The sequence below is a fragment of the Candidatus Goldiibacteriota bacterium genome (assembly GCA_016937715.1).
GTDB lineage: Bacteria > Oederibacteriota > PGYV01 > PGYV01 > PGYV01 > PGYV01.
On sequence record JAFGWA010000086.1, the window covers coordinates 1 to 24,155 of the forward strand.

The window sequence follows — 24,155 nt, forward strand, 5'->3', positions numbered from 1 at the left end:
CAAGTGCTTGGTGGGACTTTTTATTTACTTAAGTGGTGCATTTCATATTACATTTTTTAGCAAAAGAAATCATATAAGGTCAAAAAAAACTTGACAAAAATAGTTTGTGGTACTAAAATCACGTTACTAAATTTCAGGGAATCAGGAATTCGGAAATGTCATGATAAAGGTTAAATTTGAGGGGTTTAATCTGCGTTTATAATCATGTTATAGCTGTTTATTTTAATAATTTTTTGCGTAAATACGCAGGGAGGAAATAATGAATATCTTCGGGCGGGGACTAATCGTCTCTTTTTCTATATTTTTGTCTGCGTCATTGGTCTGCGCCGAAGATTATAATCTTTCCGATGTTATTACAGCCCAGGAAAATGCCATGGCCGGTGTTGAGGATATGCAGCAGATGGTTTCTGTGGAAACTGATGCCAATGGCAGGCAGGATACATTTTCATATAATATGCAGATGAAGGTAGACGAACAGGGGAAGAAAAAAGTTATGTTAACCAGCCTTGGCCAGTACCAGATGCAGATACTGGTTGATGAAGCTGACATGAGCGTAACTTATCTTATGCAGGCGGCGGGCTTAAAAAGGTCACGTTAAGCGCCAATGTCCAGTCACAGGTACAGGAACTTATGGGGCTTAATTCCCTTTTTGGTTCCAACGGGACAGTTTTTGCGTACGGCAAGAATAAAGGCGGAATTGCGACAGACGCGGGGATTGAGGGGAAAATAGATTCGCCTGAAATAGAGACCGGAGATCAAAAAATAAGAGTTAACAGGGGAAAAAGCAGCAGGGATTTTGCTTTTGTTGAATATGAAAATAAAAGGGTGCTTAGGGCAAAAGAGCAGATAGACAAACAGCTTATGGAAGCAAAGGGAATGGCCATGAAATCTGACGGCGCGAAGAAGCTGAAAAGAAATTATGTCCGCCATCTGGAAAAAAACCGTGAGAACATGATTAAAAATATGGCTCAAAAAAGGATAGAAAAAATAAATATGAAGACCGGAACCGTTGAGGAACAGGAAATGTTCAACGAGGAAGGGAAAAAGATAGGCTGGATGAAAGTGAAAAACAGGGAAAAAATAAAAGTCAGGCAGCATAAAAAAATTGGAAAAGCAGCCGCGGCTGACGGGGACGGGAAAGAGTTGGAATTTACAACAGAATCTGAAGGGGAAAACATCACCCCTATAGGTAAAAGCAAATATAAGATCAAGACTACGGGGATAAAGGTTAATGAGGGAGTGGAGTTTGAGTGGATAAAGAAGAGAGGGGCAGGAAAATGAAAAAAACAGTATTAATTTTTTTATATCTCTTATTTGCTTTTGCTGCAATTGCTGAAGTTGGCGTTGAAAAAGAAGGGGATATTGTATCTATAAAACTTCTTGATAGTGGGGAAATCATAGAAGGGGAAAGTGTTCTTTTTAATGTTTGGCTTGGTGCGAAATTTGCAGCTGACGAAAACGAATGTGTTTATGTAATGTTTCCTGCGAAAAATACTATATATAAATATGATAAGCAAGGTGTTTTTCTAAAGACTATAACTATTACGCATAAAGACGTACCCGTGTATTGTAAAGAAATTTTTACATATGATAAAAAATTATATATTCGGTTTTGGACAGGTGAATATAAAGGAATTATTATTACTGATTACGAAGGAGTGTTTAAAGAAATACACAAACTTGATGAATCATATAATACCAGCCACATATATTTCAAGGAAGGTTGTTTTTTTGGAGATTCCGGTAATGTAATCTGGTCGCAGGAAAAAAACTGTGATAAAAAGGATATGTTTAATAAGCATGAAATTAATTATGACAACCTTGAGTCAAAAAAGACCATAACTATCAATCCTGAAGAATTGGTTTTACAACTTCCCGATACAGGCTTTGATTATTTTGATGCAAGAATACTGGATGCAGATAACGGAGAATATAAGATTCTTATTACAGCTAAAGATGAAAATGTTTATTATGAAACTGTACATGGAAAGCGGCTTCCTGGAAATACACATTGGGTAGTGGGATATAAAAATAATATACTTTTATATACGATAAAACTTGAAACTGCGGCAGCTTATCCGCGATTGTATTTTTCTGAAAATTCTGTTTTTCAATTGGGTAGTAAAAAAGAAAATGAAATGCTGAAATGTAGGGTGACAAAGTGGAATTTGAAAAAATGAAAAAAACATCACTTTTTACTATATATTTCTTTTTTCTAAGTTTTGTTGTAGCGCTAGCATCAAATGAATCTATAACTATAACACCTAGTTTTAATTACGCTGAAAAAACAAAAGATAAGATTACTGTAACTAAATATAAGGAATGGGATGATGAAAGAGGTTGGGTAATTAGAGATGAAGAAATACCAGACCCGCTTTCCCTTGAAGAATATATTTTAGGGGTTGTCAGGGCTGAAATATATGATGAAGTCGTAGATCCCGATGCTGGTTTATCTGTGGAGCAGGAAAAAGAAGCTTTAAAAGCTCAAGCTCTTGCCTCTATGAATAAGATGTATTGCAATATTAAGAATTATCGAATTGATGGAGTAGATCAGGTACAAGCATGTACATTAATTGAAAGTATGCCTATGAGTACTACACATACAGGTAGTTTAAAGGAATATATTGCTAAAAAAGAGATAATGAAATATTTTTGTATCGAGAGTTATACTAATAAATATAATGAAACTGATAAAAGAATTTCTTCTGATCTAAAACCTTTTGAAGGTTTGTTTTTTGGCGGTAATAACTCAACTACATTTACAAAAAGCACAGAAGACTATCTTGGTTGGGCGAATGAAAAAGATGGAACAACTAGGTACGGCATATATAACAGGGCAAGCACAGGGGGACCGGGAATAACAGGACCGTATCCTACAAATGTACATTGTGTTGGTATGTATCAACATGGCGCGATTGCCCTTGCCAAAGCCGGAAAAAAATATGATGAAATCATTAGACACTATTATCATCCTTCTCCTCCTATTTTATCAAGGGTTGTATTAAAACAGGATGATGAAATTATTTATGATGCCGGATGGGAAGAGCTAAAACTTGATGATGACGGCAAACCAACAAGAGAAAAAAAGTTTTTGTTGATAAAACGGCAAACCAGAATAGGGATCTGCAGTTTTTTTTATATTTTAGCGAACATGTAAAAGTTGAAAGTGTAAAACTGGGGGATACGATTGCTGATAGTTTGAAGCATAGTAATTTGCTTTTTGTTGATGATAGTACTTATAGAAAACCGTGTGTTTGGAAAGGCGTAATAAAAGGTTCTGTATTGGAAAAATGCGCCAAGGGAAAGCTTACAATTAAGGTTGATGCGACGCACAAATATGCCACCACGTGGAAGTTAGATAAGAATCCTAAGACTGTAAGTTTTGACGGTATAGAGGACAAAGCTCAACATGAAGCGGGAACCGATGAAAATCACTCTGTTCAGGTTGGACTAACTGATACTGTTCTTTATGAAAGCAATGTAACTTCAAATGACAGCAAGCAGAAGTATGTTATCGTGGCTTACTATCCTTATCCAACTGCAACGGCATCTGCCACATCTGCTTCGACTCCTTCGGGTACTGCTACGGCAACTGTGTCAGAAACTGCAACCGTAGTACCTACGCCGGAGTATAAGATCATGAAGGTTGAAGTCGGAGAATTTATCAAAGGCATGATATGGGGCGGTACGGCAAAAACTGAGTTTTTTGCTGATTCCAGATATACTGAAGGATATAAAGCGTTGGCTCTTGCGGCATATACGCTACTTATGCACGAAACTGAAAAAAACAAGGGTCAGTTATTTGATATTCTTATAAATGGCAAAAGTGATAATCAGGAATACTTTATACCTTATGCGGAATTTTCAGATGCGCCGGATAAAGTTAAGACAATTATTAATGGTGTAATTGCGGAATTGTCAGAAAATGATACCGCGGGCGGCACGTTTAAAATGAAAGTGTACCTTATGGATCAGGCAAACAATAAAGTGATTAAAGAATATTCTGATGGCACCAAGCCTGAAATATCGGATCTGAAAACTCTTTATTTCCCTTATGTTGACAAAAATGCGGCTCTCACGAGTACTGATTACTGTGAAAAATTCTTAACAATAGAATCCGATAGAAAGGTATATTTAAGGCCGACTATATACAGAGAAAAAATTACAGGCACTGAAAAATATGGCAATGAAATGGCCGGTTTAAGCCCTAAATTGGGTTTAAGTGTATGGGGGGCGATGGCTTTAGCTGATAAGAAAGGGGACAAAAAAGATACTGCATACGGAATTCTTGATAAGACATTTCATTACTCGACGCCGGGATTGAAAAAATTATTATGTACAAAGGGCGGGTTAACAAAATATAAATTTGAATGGGATACTGCGCAACTTAATGTAGAAACAGGAGAACTGCAAAATGAAGAAGATAAAGCTCCTGAGGGTGAAACTATAGATCCCACTTCACCAACTGATTTTTATTTGTATTTTACTGAACCAATAGATGTAAAAAGTTTAATAGTTAAGTTGGATAATGCTGTTTCGAATCACACAACTGTGCTGTCTGGAATTGCCGGAGGGTTTACCGAAATGAAGACGGAAGCTGTAAAAGCGCGTTGCGCAGCTGTTTATAAAGTTACTCTTGATCCCTTTCGGGCAAATATGGTTATGGGGGACAAGGATAAGGCGACAATTAAACTGCATGTTATTTGTTTGGGAAAGTATTCATACGATAATAAAAATAAATTGAAAGTACCTGCGTATATTAATATTGACATGAAGAAGACCAAAGAAGAAATTGCACCTCAAGGGATAGGGGAGGATAAAATTGAATCGGATGAATATCATACAATATGTTTTGAGAAAACTGCGGATGCGGATCCGGAGAAGATAGCGGAGGATGTTGAGGACAGGACTGAAGAGGAACCGCCTCAGGCAGGGGATAGTGTTGGCGGAGGGTTTCAGTTTTCTGTGCAGCTTCCAAATATAGAATGGCCTGATATAAATGTACCGCTTCCTAAGTTTGATATTTCGGATATTGGTGTTGACCTTAGCAAACTTAATATACCGCGTCCTGACTGGCGTTTTGATTCGTGGGGATTTGACGGACTTAATTTTGGTGTAATTATGCTTCCTGATTTTGGAAAATCAGGATCCGACTCGTGGGAACTTATTTTGAAGTCCCTAAGGTCTTTATTAAATGTAGACCTGTCGGGTCTTTTCAGGGGCATAAATCTTCCTCAGTTCTTTGCTCCACAGCTGCCTAATACTGACCTTCCTATAGATGACTGGGTAGGTTCGCTTATGGAAAATTCACCGTGTCAGTTGAATGATAAGACAAAAAACGCGGCGGGCGGCGTTATTAATCAGGCGCGAACCCTTTGCGGGCTTCCTACAATAGCCGCGGATGCAACAAAGGCTCCCACTCCTGCGCCGGGGACACCTACTCCTACACCTGAGCCTGCAGGTACAGGCGGAAGCATAAAAATGACAGGTGTCGGCGCCGGTGCCAATGCGATACTTGATGTACTTACAACGAACGAAGCATTCTCCCAGGATATTGCAAATGTTGTACTTTCCGGCGCGAATTTAGGCACGGAGTTTGACGGCGAAGCAATTGCCCTTATAGTGAAGCTGCAGGAAAACGCGCAGATAGCAAGCGCGGGATTAAGCTTTCTTGCCGCGCTAAATACAGCCACTAATCCGGAATTTGCAAAGAACCTTGCCACAGGCGCGCTTGGCCAGTTAAGGACCTGGGGCGAAGGTACTTTAAAAACGCTTGCCTTTAAATCCACATCTGATTTTATTAACACCACCATTAAAAATAATCAGACTGCTTTTGAGGAGTTTCTTAAAGGTGTTTCAGGCGGAAAAATAACAAGCATTGGGGATCTTAAAGTCACACCGGAACAGCTTGAAGGCGGTTTTAACGGGGTATTTGACTGCGCGGCTCCGGAAGGCGGTTCGCTTATAATAGACTGGGAAGCACAATATAAGATTCTTAAGTCAGATTCCTCAACCACACAGCAGAAATTGGATGCGTTTAATACTATACTTGGCGCTGTAAAAGAACTGATGGATGCGGAAGAAGAAGATAACGGGCTTTCGCAGATGAAGGAGTGGATAGATAATTTTCAGAGCAGGGATCTTGAAATGGTTAAAAGTGTTGTTTCTAAAATGGACAGTATAGCGGTTAATGCGGCTTCAAGCGGTAAAGATAAGACAACCATAAGAGAATCCGCGCTGGGCATACTTAAACAACTGCAAAGCCTTCTGCCCCCGGGATGCGAGGTTGCAGGATCAATTCTGACAATAGCGGATGTTGTTTCAAGCATCATGAACACGGAAAGCGGAGATTTGATGAGTACAGTGCAGTCGCAGCTTGGAAGCGATTCTCCTGTGATGCAGAAAATACAGGGAGAGATGAAGACAAAAGGAAAAGAAATAGCCCATGAAATAATATCTGATAATTTTCCAAAACTTCCAAATGAACTCTTTGGATTCAAATTTCCATTTGACCTTGACGCGGTGCCATTTATAAATGATGCGGTTTCATCAATAATAGAAGGGCTTTCTTTTGGGGCTGAAGGTTTTCTTTGTGACCCGCAGAAATTCCTTAGCGATATTGATGAACCCGGACAGATAGGGATATTTTATCCCTATAAACCGCCAAGAGAAGGCGAACCAAACGACCCGGTATTCCCGAATTATGATGGATGGGTAAGGGGTGTTTCCACAAACAAGTCCATTATACACGTGGAAGGATGGGCCGCGGATTACATGCCGCAGTTTGTTAAAGTGTACGCGCAGGCTGATGAGGGCCCAATTGTAAGTACATCGCTTGATATAGACAAACGCCTTGTTACCACCAATGGCGGAAGATGGGGTAAAGCGGACTGGAAACTTGATGTACCGCTGCCGCACGCCGGGAAACATGTGGTAAGGGTATGGACCGTAAACGCAGGCGGTAACACAGTTGAAGAATCTTTCCTTGCGTATCTTGACGGTACTTCTTTTCCGCAGGAAAAAAGCAGGGCAATACCGCTTTCCAGTTTTATATGGAGGACTTATGGCCTGTTTGGGACGGTAAAAAAAGTTGACGGAGGCACTGTAAGCTATCTTACCGCCGAACTTGGCGAAAGGCCGGTAACTGATGTTTTTGTTGCGGATGCGGGGGATACAATTAAGATATTTTATCCGGATAACACGGAAAATAATGATCTTGAAATTGTTTCCGAAAATAAAGTTGACGGTAAGTACGTTGTATCGGACAAAGTTCCTGAAGGGGGCAGATTCAGGCTGCGCATAAAGAATAAGTATAACTGCACATCGTTTATTACATGTGTGGGAGCGGCGGATTCCACAGGGTTTAAAAATTATAAGCTTCAGTACGCTGACGGATGGCTTGACAGAGGAAGCCCGGATGAAGAAACAGAATTTTCTGCCGGAATTATTGCTGATACCAATGAGAGGGTTACAGGCCCTCTTTTCACGAAAATGAAAGTTTGGGATGTCTGGTCAAAAAAGATGGTGGGGCCTTATACGTTAAGGACAATAATTTCAGATACAAAACTTAATGATGCGGATGTTGAAAAGGACCGCGCAAGGTTTTCTGTCGGGGTTCCGGTAGATGCAGATAATACCGCGCCTACCTTAATAGCGGATTCATACGCGAAATTCATGATAAAAGTTCCTCAGGGAATAATACAGAGCGGCATTTCAACTTTGTTTGGCGTGGTATATCCCGAAAATACCGCTCCCGGCCTGCCGCTTCTTTCTGATAAATACGAAATGCTGACTAATAAGTTTGGCGTATACGCGTATCCGGGAGGAATTATTAAGGGTGGATTAAATATAACCGCACAGGAAACGGCGGAAGGGTCTGACCCGGCTGCTGCACCCACGCCGGTACTGGAGATAACTGTAAGTTATACAAAAGACGACCTTGAAATAAAAAATATGAATGAAATATTTGAACTTGACCCTTCTTCTTCTGACTATGAAGCGCAAAGAAACAAAGCTTTACGCATAGTGGAAGAAAATCTTGGGATATACAGGGAAACAGAGGAATCTAAAGGAACTGTAAAAACCGTAAAAAGGGAGCTTTTAAAGACAGAACATCCTATAGGGACATATAAAATATATACAAGACAGAATGAAGCCGGCGGGAAATATTATCTGCTTCCGGCGGATACCGCTCCTGTGTTTGCCTATTCCCCTGCCGCTTCGCCGATGATATTTAATCCGGAGGACGAAGCAAAAGGAAGGCTTACAACTTCAATATATTTCACGCCTATGTGTACCACTTCAAAATATGTTTTTGCGAAAATAGATATATGCAGAAAGATGGACGGGCAATACAAAAATATAAGGACGATATATAACGGTATAGATGAAAAGAAGGCTATTACCCTTAAGTACGCAGGGAAGTACGGAGAACCGGAAGAATTCAGGCTGGACAGATATACTTCAAAGAAGCATTATTTTTATAATTTTGCGGAAACAGACGGCGAAGGCAACGCCATTGATGACGGGTATCTTAAACCCGCGCCTGCAATAGAAGATGGGGTGGAATGGGACGGAATCGGGAAAAGGCTTGATGGAAGCACGGGCGTTGTTGAAGACGGGCTTTACAGGGCGTTTGTAACAGTTGTTGATTCATTCGGCAATTCATCTGTTGCGTCATGCCCTATAGTGAAGGGAAGGATAGTTCCGGAGATTAAACAGATTGCAGGGCTGCCTGCTGTTTCCGGGGACACAGAACTTATTCCGGCAGATAACGGCGAGATAGCGGTGGTAATGGGAGTTGCCCCGGATGTTGAAGGTTTTAAGGGTTATAGAATAGGTTACAGGCTGTCTGAACTGCGTTTAGGCGACAGCCTTGATATTGACGGATATACATTTGTTACTGTGCCCGCGAAACCGTCACATTATTATGGTGATGACGTTACGACGTCTATTATTTCCATAAATGACGGAAAACTGGCGGATTGGGATATTTCTGCCCTGCCGTCCGGAGTATACGACCTTACTCTTTTTATTCTGGGTGAATCCGCCGCGGTTGATGAGAACGGCGAACCGATGACCGTCGTTATACCGGTTGACGGTGTAACTGTACAGGACATAACAGTTACAAACCCTCCGGGTATATATAATCCGCACGCGGAAAATAATATTTTTAAGGATGTAACCACTCTTGTTGCCAATGTCAATGTGGACGGAGAGCCGGTTGTATTTCAGATATATGAAGCAGCGGTGGATGCGGACGGCAATGTGACCGAAGGGAATCTTGTAAATGAACTTTCAGGCGAAATTAAAGAAGGATTAAGGTTTGAAGCCCTGTTTGACAGCGAGGGATTTGCCGACGGGCACTATAAGGTGAAAGTATCAGCAGGAGCATACAACAAGGAATTTATAATAAGAAAGCATTCTACAAGCGCCAATATAACAGCTGAAATTAATAAACCTGAAACAGCAGGCGAAGAGGATATGGTTCTTGGAAGGGTGTTTGTAACGGATAACGTGCCCAAATCGCCAGTTCCTCTTGAGCTTGGGGAATATAAGCTTTACCTTCAGACTGATTCCAATCTTGAAAAGCTTATAGGCGGGGGAATAGTAAATATAGACCCTGAAAACAGGCTTGGGGATATAAAACTTGATGACCTGCAGGGCGATGTGCTTAAACTCAGGCTTGAAGCGCAGGATAACGCCGGGAATGTTTTATCTCCTGCTGTGACAAAAATGTATTCGGTGCCGTTTATTCCAAAAGTGGAAGCGTCCCCTAAATCAATAATGTACAATACTGACGATACTGTAAATGTAGATTATTACGTTAATAAAGCGGTTACAGCGATAAATGCGAAAGTGATTAATTCTGCCGGTGAAATAGTAAGGAATAATTTTGTGTTTGATGAAAGCCTTAAGTCGCCGGGCGCTCACAGGATAGTATGGGACGGCAGGAATAATGCCGGTTCTGTATTGCCTGTCGGAAGATATACAATAACAATGATATTCAGCGGGCCTTCATACGGCGATTCAAAGAGCGACCAGGTAAGTGTTAATTATTCTGTTACAGAAACAGGGCTTCTTGGACAGGTATATCTTGAAGATAATAACGAAAGTAATGTTATGCTTAAACTGCCCAAACCATATTTTGAATACAGAGTCTCAGGCTCCGGGGAATATGATAAGCCTATGCCTTTCAGACTTTTTGTGCAGGGTTCTGCCACTGAAGGATACATAGAGCACGGATATACAATACGTGACTGCAATGCAACTGCAGATACGGACGGGTATGGTTGTAACTGCACAACGATTGCAGGTGTAAGAGTATGCAATGACAAGTGTCGGGATTCTGAATGGGAAGTGGGATTGCCGTGGAACAGCCTTGTGAGGTGGGAGTATGATTTCGGAGGGTTCAATAATTTTGGGTGCCCCACTCTTGGTGACAATGCAGACTGGGAGATAAGCCTGAATAACGGGCGTGTAGGCGGTGAAGATGACTGGTGGGGAAGGTTTAATGCGGAGATAGGCGATACGATAAAACCCCATACATGGGCAAAAAAGAATTTGTCGTGTGTTAATCCTGTCAACTCAAACATAATAGTCCTTTATCCTGGGATTAATTCCATACATCCCCGAAGAAAAGAGAATGTTAAGAATAGTCAGGAAATAAAAGATATTTTATACAGGCACGGGGATCTTATAAATCTGTTTAAGATAGAATTTTTGCCTGATAATTATGGCGGTATAAATCTGGACACAAGAGGGCTGCTTGACCGTACAAAAGACGAACCTATGCAGGGGCTTATAGAAACTAACCTTTGGAAAAGCGATGGTTCAGGTGAAATAAATGTCACTGAAGACGATGCTGTGAGGCCGGCGCCAAAATATTCAAATCCTGTACTGGAAGGAATAATCACAGGATTCACCGGGAATTTATATAACACCGGGGCTAGATACTATAATGAAATTAATTATTCTTACGGGAACAGAAGGGAACCTTCAGGAGAGCCTGCCGGGCCTGAAATGCAGATAGGGTATCAGGAAGGTTCTATAACTTCAAGATATGGGTCATATGCAAGGGTCACAATGGCTGCTGTTGTAAATTTCAGATATGAATCAAATAATTACAGGGGAACTGCGCCTGCGTTGAATAAAGTTGTGCTGGAAATTCCTTTAAGCGGTAATGAAGGAACACAATATGTAACAGGACAAGTACCGATGCTTGATACAATAACAGGAAAGCTTGAAGAAATAAGGCAGGATACAAAGAATAAGGTTATAAGTACAGTAACAAGAACAGGCCTTTTGTATGGTTCGGAGGACTATCTGGAATCCTTTGATATAAAGCCGGAAATACAGCCTGACAATTATCTTGTGGAATTTGAAGTATTAAATAAGAATTATGACAGGGGAACTTATACAATAAATTATTCCGCAAGGCTTACCATAAAAAAGAGATATGATTCATGGTCTTTTGCGGGAAATGTCCATGACAATGTTATTGATTTCAGGAACAGGGAAGGTATAGAAAATAATATTTTTGAAAGTATTGATGATAACGAAAAACAGTTTGTTCCTCCTTTCCCAAAACAGGAAGAGATAGATCAGATAAAAACTATATTTTTCTCAGGACCGGAGGACCATATGTACCCGCTGGGGCCGGATAAAGTGCCGCACAAATCCTCATGGACAGTAAACGGGCCTTTTTACCCTGAAAGCGACGAAATAGACCAAGATATAATTCTTTCTGAAAGATTAAAAGGGATTTATTCGGAAGGTGACAAAAATTATACTCAACAGTCTAATTCCTATACAATAGGATTTAATTCCAACGGATTGTCCTCGGACGGATACATGGCAGGTAAGGTTTATTCCGAATATCCGGGCGACAATCTGGAAATGCAGTTAAGAAAACCGTCCATAGAGCCGTATGAGGCAAGGACATATATAAAAATTATGGGTGATACAAGCGCCGGTGAAACTCCCGAAGAATCTGTGGCGGATTCTGAAACCCCGGGTCCGGTTGGATCATCATCCCCTGTTGTATTTAATCCTTCATACTATACTCTGGAATACAGGAAAACCAATGCGTCAGAGAATGATTCATATCATCTGATAGCAAAAATAAGCGACGATCCTTTAACGTCTGATGTGAACGAGACGGTTAAGGACGGTATTCTTGGTTACCTTAATGTAAGGGATAAAATAGGGTATTATACGATTAAACTTACAGTGGTTGATACGGCACAGAACAAGGCGATAGAAAAATATAAGCCGGTTATAATAGGGCATTATATTAACAGCACAACAGGAGGAACAGCCACTGATGCTTACAAACAGTGTGAACTTTTGTTCCCTAAAGGCTCTGTTAAAAATGACAAAGTTGTGACAATAACACCGGTTAAACGCACGGAGATTCCGGTTAATCCCGATAATTTTGTGCCTCCGGGATTAATATATTCATTTAAAGCGGCTAACACAGGAAGTTCATCGCCTGACACGCTTACATCAAATGACTTTTTCCAGAAGGGCGGTAAGGTTCAAAAGCCCGCGATAATGACCCTTTATTACGATCAGGTACAGGTTGAAGGTTTGAATGAAGAAATGCTTGGCGTATATAAGGTGCACATTGCTGACAGCGGTAATACAGAGGTCATGAAGGTGAATTCCGTAATAGACAAGGATATTAATGAAGTAAAAGCGGAAATAACCTCGTTCTCATCAGTATTTCTTATGCCTGATTTCAATCCGCCGGCGTTTGAATTTTATGCGGCGCCTGACCCTGTAGCTTCCGGAAGCAAAGTGACGGTATATGTTAAGTCGAATAAGAACCTGAAGGACGGGCTGCTTACAGGCGATGTTTACTGGCCGGTGGAGGCTCCGACTCCTGTTCCTGTTTCTTTCACAAGGATAGACAAGGAGTATAGGACGGGTTCTCTTCAGGTGAAATGGAGGCTTCAGCCGGGATTGGAAAATGAATATAAATTTGTTCTTGACAGGTATACGGGAAGTTCAACTGCAAGGCAGCTTCCTAATGGAGGAATAGCAAACACAGAACTTATCGGTACAAATATAATAATAAACGGAAATAATTATCTGATAAATAAAGCAGGAGTGGCTGTTGAATATGCAGAAGACGGTTCTGCGATAGAAAAATCATTCTGGGTAACCGTTAAAGATGGCACATCAGAGGAAGAAGTTAAGGTCAGCGATATATACAGCGTGAATGGCGCAAACACATGGTCCTGGACAGGAAACGAAGGGGCTGTAACAGGCAGTTTTGTATTTAACGGGCAGGGTTCTATTAGGCTGGTCATTGTGAAAACAGAACCGGGTGAAAGCGTATCAATACCTCCGGCTGTGTGGTGGCATAATAAACGGTTTAAAATAGAGGGAATAGACGGGGATTATTACCTGACAGATGTTAACGCGGACGGTTCCGAAATAACAGGTTTTGAGTTTAGTGCTCTTTTACTGAATGCTGAAGGCCAGCCGGTGGAAGTTACGCCTGTCATGGAAGGAAGAAAATGGACTGTTTACGCGCCTGTAAATGAATATTTAGCTGTGCTTCAGGTTCCGGGAGGGCTTGAAGGTAAAGCTGAAGTGCGTTTCAGCGGTATGGATGCGGAAGATACACAGGGTAATGGCAAAGGGTATTTCCGTATAGAAAAAGACAAAGGCCCCGTTACCCTTGAAACCGACAGGGATTTGGCCGGTCTTGGAAAGACTGTACTAATAAAATCAAAATCATATATAGCCGGATGCCTGCCTGAACTGACGCTTCTTGTGAACGGTTCCGGGGAAAATATTGCTGATGAATTAATAGTAAAAAAGGTCGTAATACCGGGAACGGACATTGAAACAGGGGAAATAGTATATGAATTTGCGGTTCCGGAAACTGAAGGTGAGGATTATGACCTTGTAATCAGGGCGTCTGTTAATAATAACGGCTCAATAAGCACTGTTGAAAAAACAGTAAGAATAGACAGGACAAGGCCGGCATATCAGGTGGTAACAGATTCTAAATTTGAAATTGCGCCTGCTGCAACGGGCAGGATATTTATGAATGTTATACCTTCTGAAACACTTCTTGAACCGGTTAAGTTAAAAGCTGTATTTGTAACTGACGGGATAAGCGAAGAAATACCCGTAATAATCGAAAATAACGGCAGCTATTCCGCGTTTGTGGAAGTAAGGCCTATATTTAAATCAGGGCCTGTAAATTTTGAAATTACCGGAACTGATATGGCCGGAAATTTGGGTGTATATGTGTATGAAGCAGAAATTGATACAAAGGCTCCGGGAATGGTTAAGGAACTTACATATATAATGGTGAACGGCGTTCCTGAACTTTCGTGGATTTCGCCTGATGATGACGATGTGAAGGAATACAGGATATATAAGGATGATGTGTTAGTAGGTGTTGTTCTATATGGCGTTAATGTTTTTACTGATTCTGTGGTTTTACCGCAGGGTTCTAAATGGGCATACTATGTTACAGCGGTTGATCGTTCCGGGAATGAGGGCCTGAAGAACCACATAGAGGCTGTCTATGATGATCATCCTCCTGTTTCGCAATTTGTTAGGGAAAGTTCATTAATAAGTATATCTGCTGTCGATGATGTTTCAGGCGTGAATAGGATAGAATATTATCTTGATTTAAGTGATACGGCAAGAGATTCTACGGAGATAATGCCGAAATTAAAGACTTATTCTGTATCGATTAGTATACCTATAGAAAATGAATACTTTGTACTTTATTATAGAGCTGTAGACAATAATGGTAATATAGAAGAACTTCATAAAGCAAGAATAATGATAGATACAAAACCTCCTTTGATACCTATAACATTTAACGAGTGCTATGCGTATAAATCAGACCAGCTTATGACTATTGATAAGGGGACTGCATTTGACAGACAGCAGATAATAGATATGCTAAGGGCGCAGGGTACTTCGGAAGATCTTATGAACTATATAGAGGGACTCCCTGCTGAAAGCTCTCCTGATGTGTATGATTTCTACGACTTTTATGATGTGCTGTACGGCAACAATGCCCCTTCTGCATCAATAACAAAGGAAGAAGCCATACAGCTTCTTACATCACAGAATGCAGGAGAGGAACTTATAGACAAGGTAACAGCAATGACCGACGAAGAGTTCTCTGATTTTGTAAAAACGTGGAGGCTTGAAGCAGGGCCGGTCATGAATGTTTATTATCTTAGCAGGGCAAATGGCTGGATAATGGCAGATTACGGATTGTTAACAAAAACTCCTGTAAGTAGTTTTGACCCAAACAATATATATGAGGTAAGATACAGGGTATTCCCCATAGGGGTGGATCCTGATCAGTCAGAGACAAAGCTGTTATGTCAGGTTGAATGGCCGCCTAAAGTGCCGGGTTTACCGTCAAGATGTGTGGGTAACTGGTCTCCCAGAGTAGAAGCTGATACTATGAGAGAAGGAATAAATACAATAGAATTTGCAGCAAAAGACATGCTTAAAAATGACAGCGGACTTAGCGGCTTTGGACCGAACGTAAGATACTTTATTGTTGACGGTACGCCTCCGGCTACTTTAATGTATGTAAATGAGGAACGAGTGGATACAGGCAGTATTGATCTTGCAGGAGAAGGTAATGTCACCATAAGCCTTTCTGCTGAAGACCCGAAAATAAACGGGCTTAACGGGTCCGGCATATCCAGGCCTGACATGGTATATCAGGGCGGATGGTGCGGAGCTACAAGAGGGCGCATATTTTATAATATAACCAGCGGTGTTGTGCCGCCTGGGACATATCTTTCATTCACTGAATATATGGGGCAGATAAACTATACCCTGACTTCTGATGTTACTGTTACGTATTACAGTATTGATAACGTTGGAAATGAGGAAGTGCATAAAACGGTATACATTAAGTTCAATAAGTGCACTCAGCTTGATACGGACTTTGGTAATGCGGGAGTTTATAATTACGGTACAGGTGCAGTGAATTCGGTCAAAAGAGACGGGAACGGAAGGATACTTGCTCTTGCACAGGACGGCAACGGGCTTAAACTTGCAAGGCACAATACAGACGGTTCGGTTGATACAGCATTTGCTTCTGCCGGTATATATTCAAGGGTTGACATGACAGGCGAAGATGCAGCAGTTGCTTCTGACGGGAAAATATATGTCACAGGTATTATGAACAGCGTTACTGCGGTTTTAAGGCTTAATACTGACGGCAGTGTGGATAGAGGATTTGGCGCGGGTGACGGTGATGGTATTGACGGGCTTGTCTTAATACCGGATACAAATCCAAGGGCTGTTCTTGTGGAACAATCGGGTAAGCCCATACTTGTATGTACCTATACATCCGGCAATATGGCGGTTGTAAGGCTTAACACTGACGGGACAATTGACATTTCTTATTCTTCCGGTGATGACGCGGTTGACGGAGTTAAAATATTTGATACCGGTTATAACGCCACATATCCGGAGGCAGCGGCTTTTGACAGTTCAGGAAAGCTTGTGATAGCAGGATTTACGTACATGGGGACAAGCCTTGAAATGCTTGTTGTAAGGCTGCTTCAGGACGGAGGCCTGGATATGGATTTTGACGGCGATGGTTATATGACAAGTAACCTTTCAGCCAATAGCGGTGATTTTGCATATGGAATCAGCGTTGATTCTGCTGATAACATATATGTTTCCGGTATGACAAATGCCGGGGGAGTTGACTGTGCCGCTGTATGGAAAGTAAAGGGAGGCAGTGCTGCCGATGCGGGGTCGCTTGATACGTCTTTTAATGGAACGGGATATGTGGTTATATCTGCTTATGATGGAACCGGCTATTATTACAGGGCAAGCGCGGTAAAAGCGGCTGAAAACTGTGATTATGTATATGTTGCGGGAATAAAACGCAGCAGTAATCTGTCTGTTTATTCTGTCTTTGTTGATATTTACGGAACTGACGGGAAACTTCAGGGTGTGCATAATATTTACACAGGGTTGTACAGTTATGATGGGGCAAACGCAATTGCGGAAGATGATGCCGGTGCTATATATATTGGCGGTACTTCGAAAAATTCATCAGGCAGTATGGATGCGGTTCTGCTTAAGTATGCCAATACGTGCGCTTCTTGCGGGACGACAATTGAAGAACATACGCCGACTGTTACTCCTACTTTCACTGCTACACCGACTGTTACTATGACACCCACTATGACAGCAACGCCGACAGCCACATCCACGCAGTGTGTAAGGAAAGATGCGGAATATGGGTTTAATGGGGCTGCTGTTTATCATTCTGTATATGGAAACAGTTCATTTGCCGGGATTATTCCTGACGGTCAGGGAGGTATGTTCGCGGCTGCCACTATACGCGGTTCGGGAGACACTGATGATATAGCGCTGCTGCATTATAACGCTGACGGGACACAGGATACCGGTTTCGCCGGTACAGGTATGGTTGTATTTGACGCCGGATTCAATGATACGGCGTATTCTGTTAATGCCGGAAATGACGGGGATATATTAATTGCAGGTTCGTCAGGCAATGGATATGACACTGATATTGTTATTCTAAAGTATTCTTCATCCGGCGGGCTGATACATCAGTACAAATATGCCGGGCAGGGAAACGCGGAATGCCTTGACGCGGCTGTTGTTTCTGACGGCAGTATTTATGCGGCAGGTTATGTGTACAATAATCTTACTGCAGGAAACGATATAATAATATTACGTTTTATGCCAGATGGACAGGTTGATACCTTGTTTGGTAATGGCGGTATTGCAGAAGAAGGCGGGTATGTTTATTCAGCTGCCGGAACCAATGATTCGGCTGTTGCAATAACGCTTGATGTATCAGGAAATCCTGTAATAGCGGCAAATATAGGGCCTTCAATGGCGGTGCTTAAACTTGACGGTTCCGGCGCTTTAGACACAAGTTTTGCTGCAAATGATTTGGACGGAGTTAATGGCATATATATATATGAAGATTCAAAGTATAATGGCGCGAAGAAAATAATTGTGGATGCGTATGATTCGATATATGTCGCGGGATATATAAACGGCGGTATTAACGCTTATAGCAGTGACGATATGGCACTTTGGAAATTGCTGCCTGACGGCACTCCCTGCAGGGCCTTTGGAGCAGACGGAGTGTTTGTAATGAACGGCATTTCAGCGTCTTCGGTGGATTCAGCAAATTCAATAACATATGATGAATGCGGAAGGCTGCTTATATCCGGGCATAGTATTGATTCGTCCGGAGGCAGGGATATGGTGCTTGCGCGCCTTTATAGTGACGGTAGTATAGACAGCAGTTTTGGCAGTAACGGAGCGGTATATATTAACGGGACTGCCGGAGGCAGTGGTTTTGACGGCAGCAGGGATGTTTATACAGACGGATATGGAACAATATACATTGCGGGTACTTCTGAAAATGTGTCCGGTACAAGGGACGCGGTTATTATTAAATTTGCGGATAATTGCGGTCCGTGTCCTACACCGACGCTTACTTTTACGGTTTCAGAAACGCCTACAATAAGCCCTACGTATACGGAAGCGGATACAGGTACAGTTACACCCACAATGACACCGACGCCTTCGCAGACAATGACGATAACTATTACTTCCACACGTACGGCAACACCAAGCGCAACTCCTTCGGTAACAGTTACGCCTGAACCTGAAAGGTGTGTAATACCGGTTAAGGAGTTTAATTTTACAGGAAAAGTCCTTTATGATTCAGGTATGGGAATTGATGAATACGCAAGGGCGGTTATTATTGCGCGGGATGGAAGTGTCTACGCGGCAGGTAATCGTGTTGGTTCATATAACGGGGATTATATAAAAGACGGGATTGTATGGAAATATGGGAAAGATGGCGCGGCAAAACTGTCTCCTTTGGTATATGACGGCGGCAGTTACGACACCATAAGGGCGCTTCTTGAAGGTGAAAATGGCGTTATTTATGCGGCAGGTGAATCGTATGTGCCGGGACAATCATATAATGCGTATATATGGGAAATTAACGGAGACAGGATAATAAATGCTTCGGGATTTGACGGCGGAGCACAGGATAGTATCAGGGATCTATTAGTGTCGGAAGACAACAAGGTCTATGGCGCGGGTTACACGCAGGATGATTCAACAGAAGTTGTTCATGCAGCACTCTACAATTATACTGACGGTATTCAGCTTCAGGCGGTATATATGTCAAATATAAACTCGTTTGCTGAATCTGTTGTAGAAGATAATTCAGGCAACATTTGGCTTGCGGGATATATTGATACTGATAATGAACGGCACATGGCGCTCTGGCTGTATAACAGTATTGAAGGAATGCTTGAACTGGTATATGAAGCATCAGGTATTTATAACGCTGCAAAAACGGTTGTGGCAGATAATAGCGGAATTCTTTGGATATGCGGGTATAGCGGTTCTGTGGAAAATACCCATGCCGCGGTATGGAAATATGATTCCGGCATGGTATCTTTGGCTGCAGTAAGCACGGATGATAACTCATTGATATATGATGCGGATATTGATTATTGCGGAAATCTTGTGCTTGCAGGTTTCTCCGGGGATTATGCGTCTGTATTTGCTTTTGATACAGAACTTAATACGCTGGAAACATCAAATATATACGGGATTTCCGGTTCTGGCGGTAATGCGGTAGATGTTGATAAGGACGGGGGCATATATATTGCAGGATATGCTCAGTCAGGCGGAACAACGGATATGGCTCTCTGGAAATACGCCGATACATGCAAAAGTTGTTTTGCGACGCCGACAGCCACTGTGACGATGACCGTAACAGTTACACAGACTGTAACGCGGACGGTAACTGAAACGCTTACTTCAACATCTTCGTCTACTCCGACGGCTACAATAACGGTAACGCCGGAACCTACACAGCAGTTAACGCATAAACTTAATCTTCAGGTAAAAGGAGCGGATGCATGCGGAGGGCAGGTTTTTGCTTATGATTTTAAAATAACAAATTATGACAGTGTTCCTGTAAATGTGCAGAATCTGCAGGTAAAGATGTGGTTTTATTCAGAGGACAATATAACTTTAAACGGAACGTATAACGGAGACGTAAGGGATTCATCAGGTGTGTGGGTCGGAACGGCAGATTCCACTGTTACTGTAAACAACGCACCTTCATGGCCGTCATGTACGCAGGATGGAAATAGAAAGGCCAACAGAGAAGCTGTACTGTCGTTTACGTCGGCTGTTGTTCTTCCTGTGGGCGGTGGTTATGCGGAAAGTGTAGACGGACAGATACACAGGAACTGGCAGACGCCGTTTGATGAGAACTGCGACGATTATTCCAGGCTTGGTTTTACGGAATATACTGATACTCCTTATTTTGCTCTTTATGAGAATGGAGTGCTTGTTAGTGAATGGACTTCGGCAGTAATAGAAGATAACAGCAGCGCCAAAGAACCTTGTTCCGTTTTATTTACTCCAACTGTAACGGCAACTGCGTCGCCGACATCTACGGCAACAGTATGTCTTGTGCCTGATGATGGCTTTGGCGTTAATGGAGTGGTTTTCGCGGAGAATACCTATAACAGGAATGAATACTATGCGGGTATTGCAGAAGAATTTTCAGGAGATATTGTATCGGTAATTAATTCCGAAAATCCTGGCGTATCAGGGACTGATTATTTAAAAATTATCAGATACAGCTCTTCGGGAATCCCGGATGAAAATAGCGTGCAGTATTCAATAAACGGTGATGTATATGCGGTTGACACTGCCGCTGACAGGGAAGGTGCGGTATGGATAGCTGTTAACAAACAGTACTCTGACGGCTCATATTATGGCCCGGCTGTCCTGCGTTATTCAGGGGATATGGTACAGGAAGAAGGTTCTTTTACGGGTTATGCAGGTTCATCCGTTCAAAGCATAGATATAACACAGGATGGCGGTATATATACGGCAGGCATGAACATAGTTGAAGGAAATCTTGGCATTGTACTATGGAAGTATTCCCCACAGACTTCAAAATTTGAACTTATTGCTTCTTATGGCAGTCAGTCGTTTAATGCCGTTATTACAGGTTTGTCTCATGATAAGACAGGTAATATTCTGGTTTCAGGATATATAATAGAGAACTCAAACAGGAAGGCTGTTATATGGGAATATGACGGTTCGCAATTGCTGAATATAAAGTATGCATATGATACAGCAGGGGCGGATATTTTTTACACAGTGCTTGAAGATATGAATGGAAATATCTGGGGGCTTGGAACAAAAGATAACGGAATGAATACCGATATTCTTGCGGTAAGGTATACAGGCAATTTACAGTCGGGCGAATACGTTTTTGATTCAGGGATGGGTGATTTGTTTGCGGATGCTTCTATTGACGGTTGTGGAAGGATATTTATTGGAGCGAACAAAACAAGCAGCCTTATGCTTTATGTATTTGACACAATGGCGCCGGAAGAGGGGATTAAAACAGTTCTTGACGGCACTTATAATTACATTTTAAGCGGTACTGACAGGACGGCTATTACATCATCCGGAGAAGTGTTAATGGGTGGTTCGTATTTCAACAGGGGTGAAGCGTATGATGCAGGTTTGTGGAAATATCAGGATAATTGCAGGAACTGCGCTCCTGTTGCCACGTATACGCCCACTGTTACACCTACAGTAACGCCTCAGGGCCCTTCTGCTACGGTAACTTCAACACAAACACCGTCGCTTTCGGTTACGCCAAGCGTTACAGAAACCCTTTCGGCGACTCTGACAAATACATCTACGCCGACTGTTACAAAGACTATCACCTGCACCATTTCTCTGACACAGACAGGTACAATCACAATGACTGATACTGCAACGGAAACTGTGACGGAAACCTGTACGGCCACGGGAACTGCTACTGTGACTCGAACTCCTGTCCTGTTTGAGGTTATGAGTAAAGAGAGTGTTTACGGAATTACTCAGATTCCTGCGGTTAAGGTGCGTGTAATAAACAGGTCGGAAAATATAATGTATTCTTCTGTAAAGATAATATATTGGTATAAATATGAAGGTGAAATATCGCAGGAAACACTTAAGTTTGATAATGTATTTGTACAGCCTTCGGGTGAACAGATGGGCAGTCATATTGAAGGAAATATACAAACTATTTGCCGCGATACTCAGAATAGGGCTGTAGAGATAACTTTTGCCGGTGATTCGGGAACATTTGGAACGGGTGAGGAACTGTACCTGCAGTTTAGTTTTTCAAAAGCTGACCATGGAGAGTATGATCAGAGTAATGACTGGAGCTACGGACCAAGGACGGAATACACTGATAATTTCCGTATGAGCCTTTATATTGATGGGGAGCATGTATGGGGCGAAGAACCGGAGGATTTCTGTCCTACATTTACTTCAACATCGACGATAACGGCAACAGAGACGGCAACAGAGACGGCAACAGAGACGGCAACAGAGACGGCAACAGAGACGGCAACAGAGACAGTAACAGAGACAGCAACAGAGACAGCAACAGAGACAGTAACAGGGACGGTAACAGGGACAGTAACAGAGACAGTAACAGAGACAGTAACAGGGACGGCAACAGGGACGGCAACAGGGACGGCAACAGGGACAGCAACAGGGACAGCAACAGGGACGGCAACAGGGACGGCAACAGAGACAGTAACAGAGACGGCAACAGGGACGGCAACAGGGACGGCAACAGGGACGGCAACAGGGACGGCAACAGGGACAAATACGCCGTCTATGACAGGGACACCGACAATGACAGAAACTATGTCGGCAACTTTAACTGCGTCAAGAACCTGGACTATGACCATCACTGCATCTATAACCGGTACGAATACACCTGTAATATCTTACACGTTTAGCCCGACCGCAACCGTTACCGGAACGCCTGTGCTGATTTCTCATAAATTAAATCTTCAGGTAAAAGGCACGGATGCATGTAACGGACAGGTTTTTGCATACGATTTTAAAATAACAAATTATGATAATACTCCGGTAAATGTACAGAACCTTCAGATAAAGATGTGGTTTTATTCGGATGATAATATTTATCTGAACGGAGCGTATAACGGCGAGATAAAGGATGTTTCCGGTACATGGATTTCGGGCGTTGATTCTACGGTATTTGTTAATAACAATCCTTCCTGGCCTGCCTGCACACAGGATGAGACCAGGAAAGCTAACAGAGAAGCGGTGCTTTCGTTTACTAACAGCGCGACAATACCAGCCGGAGGCGGGTATGCTCAGGGTATTGACGGACAAATACACAGGAACTGGCAGAATCCGTTTGATGCGGGTTGCAATGATTATTCAAAACTTGGTTTCGTGGAATATACGGAAAGCCCTTACTTTGCGTTATATGAGAACGGCGTGCTTGTTTCGGAATGGACAGGACCTGCTACCCAAGATGAAATAAACACAGGAAAAGTGCCTTGCAGCAGCATTCTTTCTCCTACAGCGACTATTACTTGCACTGCAGTTGTTGAAAATACAGCCACAAGTACATTAACCGTGACTCATTCAGTGACACAAACTGTTACTGTAACGCCTACAGGTACAATTACACCGGAACCGGGAACGGGAAATGTAAGAGTACAGTATTTTTCATATAACTCAAACGCGGAAAACAATACTATATACATAAATGTAAGAATATATAATGAAGGATGTATGGAAATTCCATTAAGTGCTCTTCAGGTAAAATACTGGTATACGTATGAGGGCGTCGATCCGGATGTTGTTGAAATTGATGAATCAAGAAGGCTTGCCAGCGGACAAGATATTAAGAATTATACCAATGCAGTTATACAAAACACATCTATCGGAGGACAAACCAGGGTACAGACAACTTCATATACCTCGGGCGCGGGCACTATTCCTCCCGGAGAATATGCGGAATTTCATTTAAGGATACATCATTCGGCATGGCAGCCATATAATATCTTTACACAGACAAATGATTATTCTTTTGGTACTCAGTCATGGTTTATTAACTGGGATAAAATCACTGTATATGCGGATAATGTTCTAATTTGGGGATATGAACCGGGCGGTATATCAAATGAAATAAAAGACAGGATAATTTTGGGGATGAGATAGTATTTTATAAATAAACTGAAATTCAAAATTTTATAACTGTTGAATACAACTGTTTTGTC

The 24,155-nt window shown here is 42.0% G+C and carries 5 protein-coding genes; all 5 read left to right on the top strand.

Annotated elements, in window-relative coordinates; all coding sequences use genetic code 11:
• The first annotated feature begins 259 nt into the window (after positions 1-259).
• From JXR81_08860 to JXR81_08880, 5 genes are read left to right on the top strand one after another with little or no spacing between them, the layout of a single operon-like run.
• A complete protein-coding gene (locus tag JXR81_08860) occupies positions 260-598 on the top strand; it encodes a hypothetical protein (GenBank protein MBN2754953.1) in 339 nt (112 codons plus the stop codon).
• Between the two features lie 32 nt (positions 599-630).
• Complete coding sequence (locus JXR81_08865) at positions 631-1,281, top strand: hypothetical protein (protein MBN2754954.1); 651 nt, start codon at positions 631-633, stop codon at positions 1,279-1,281.
• Complete coding sequence (locus JXR81_08870) at positions 1,251-2,180, top strand: hypothetical protein (protein ID MBN2754955.1); 930 nt, start codon at positions 1,251-1,253, stop codon at positions 2,178-2,180. The genes JXR81_08865 and JXR81_08870 overlap by 31 nt, the downstream gene beginning before the upstream one ends.
• Positions 2,162-3,157 carry a hypothetical protein gene (locus tag JXR81_08875; protein ID MBN2754956.1) on the top strand — a complete coding sequence of 332 codons (996 nt, stop codon included), beginning with the start codon at positions 2,162-2,164 and terminating at the stop codon, positions 3,155-3,157. The genes JXR81_08870 and JXR81_08875 overlap by 19 nt, the downstream gene beginning before the upstream one ends.
• 41 nt (positions 3,158-3,198) lie before the next feature.
• On the top strand, positions 3,199-24,096 hold the full coding sequence (locus JXR81_08880) for a hypothetical protein (protein ID MBN2754957.1): 20,898 nt from the start codon (positions 3,199-3,201) through the stop codon (positions 24,094-24,096).
• The last annotated feature ends 59 nt before the right edge of the window (positions 24,097-24,155 follow it).

Coding starts and splice junctions, on each gene's coding strand:
- JXR81_08860 (MBN2754953.1), top strand. CDS start 260: ATGAATATCTTCGGGCGGGGACTAATCGTCTCTTTTTCTATATTTTTG.
- JXR81_08865 (MBN2754954.1), top strand. CDS start 631: ATGGGGCTTAATTCCCTTTTTGGTTCCAACGGGACAGTTTTTGCGTAC.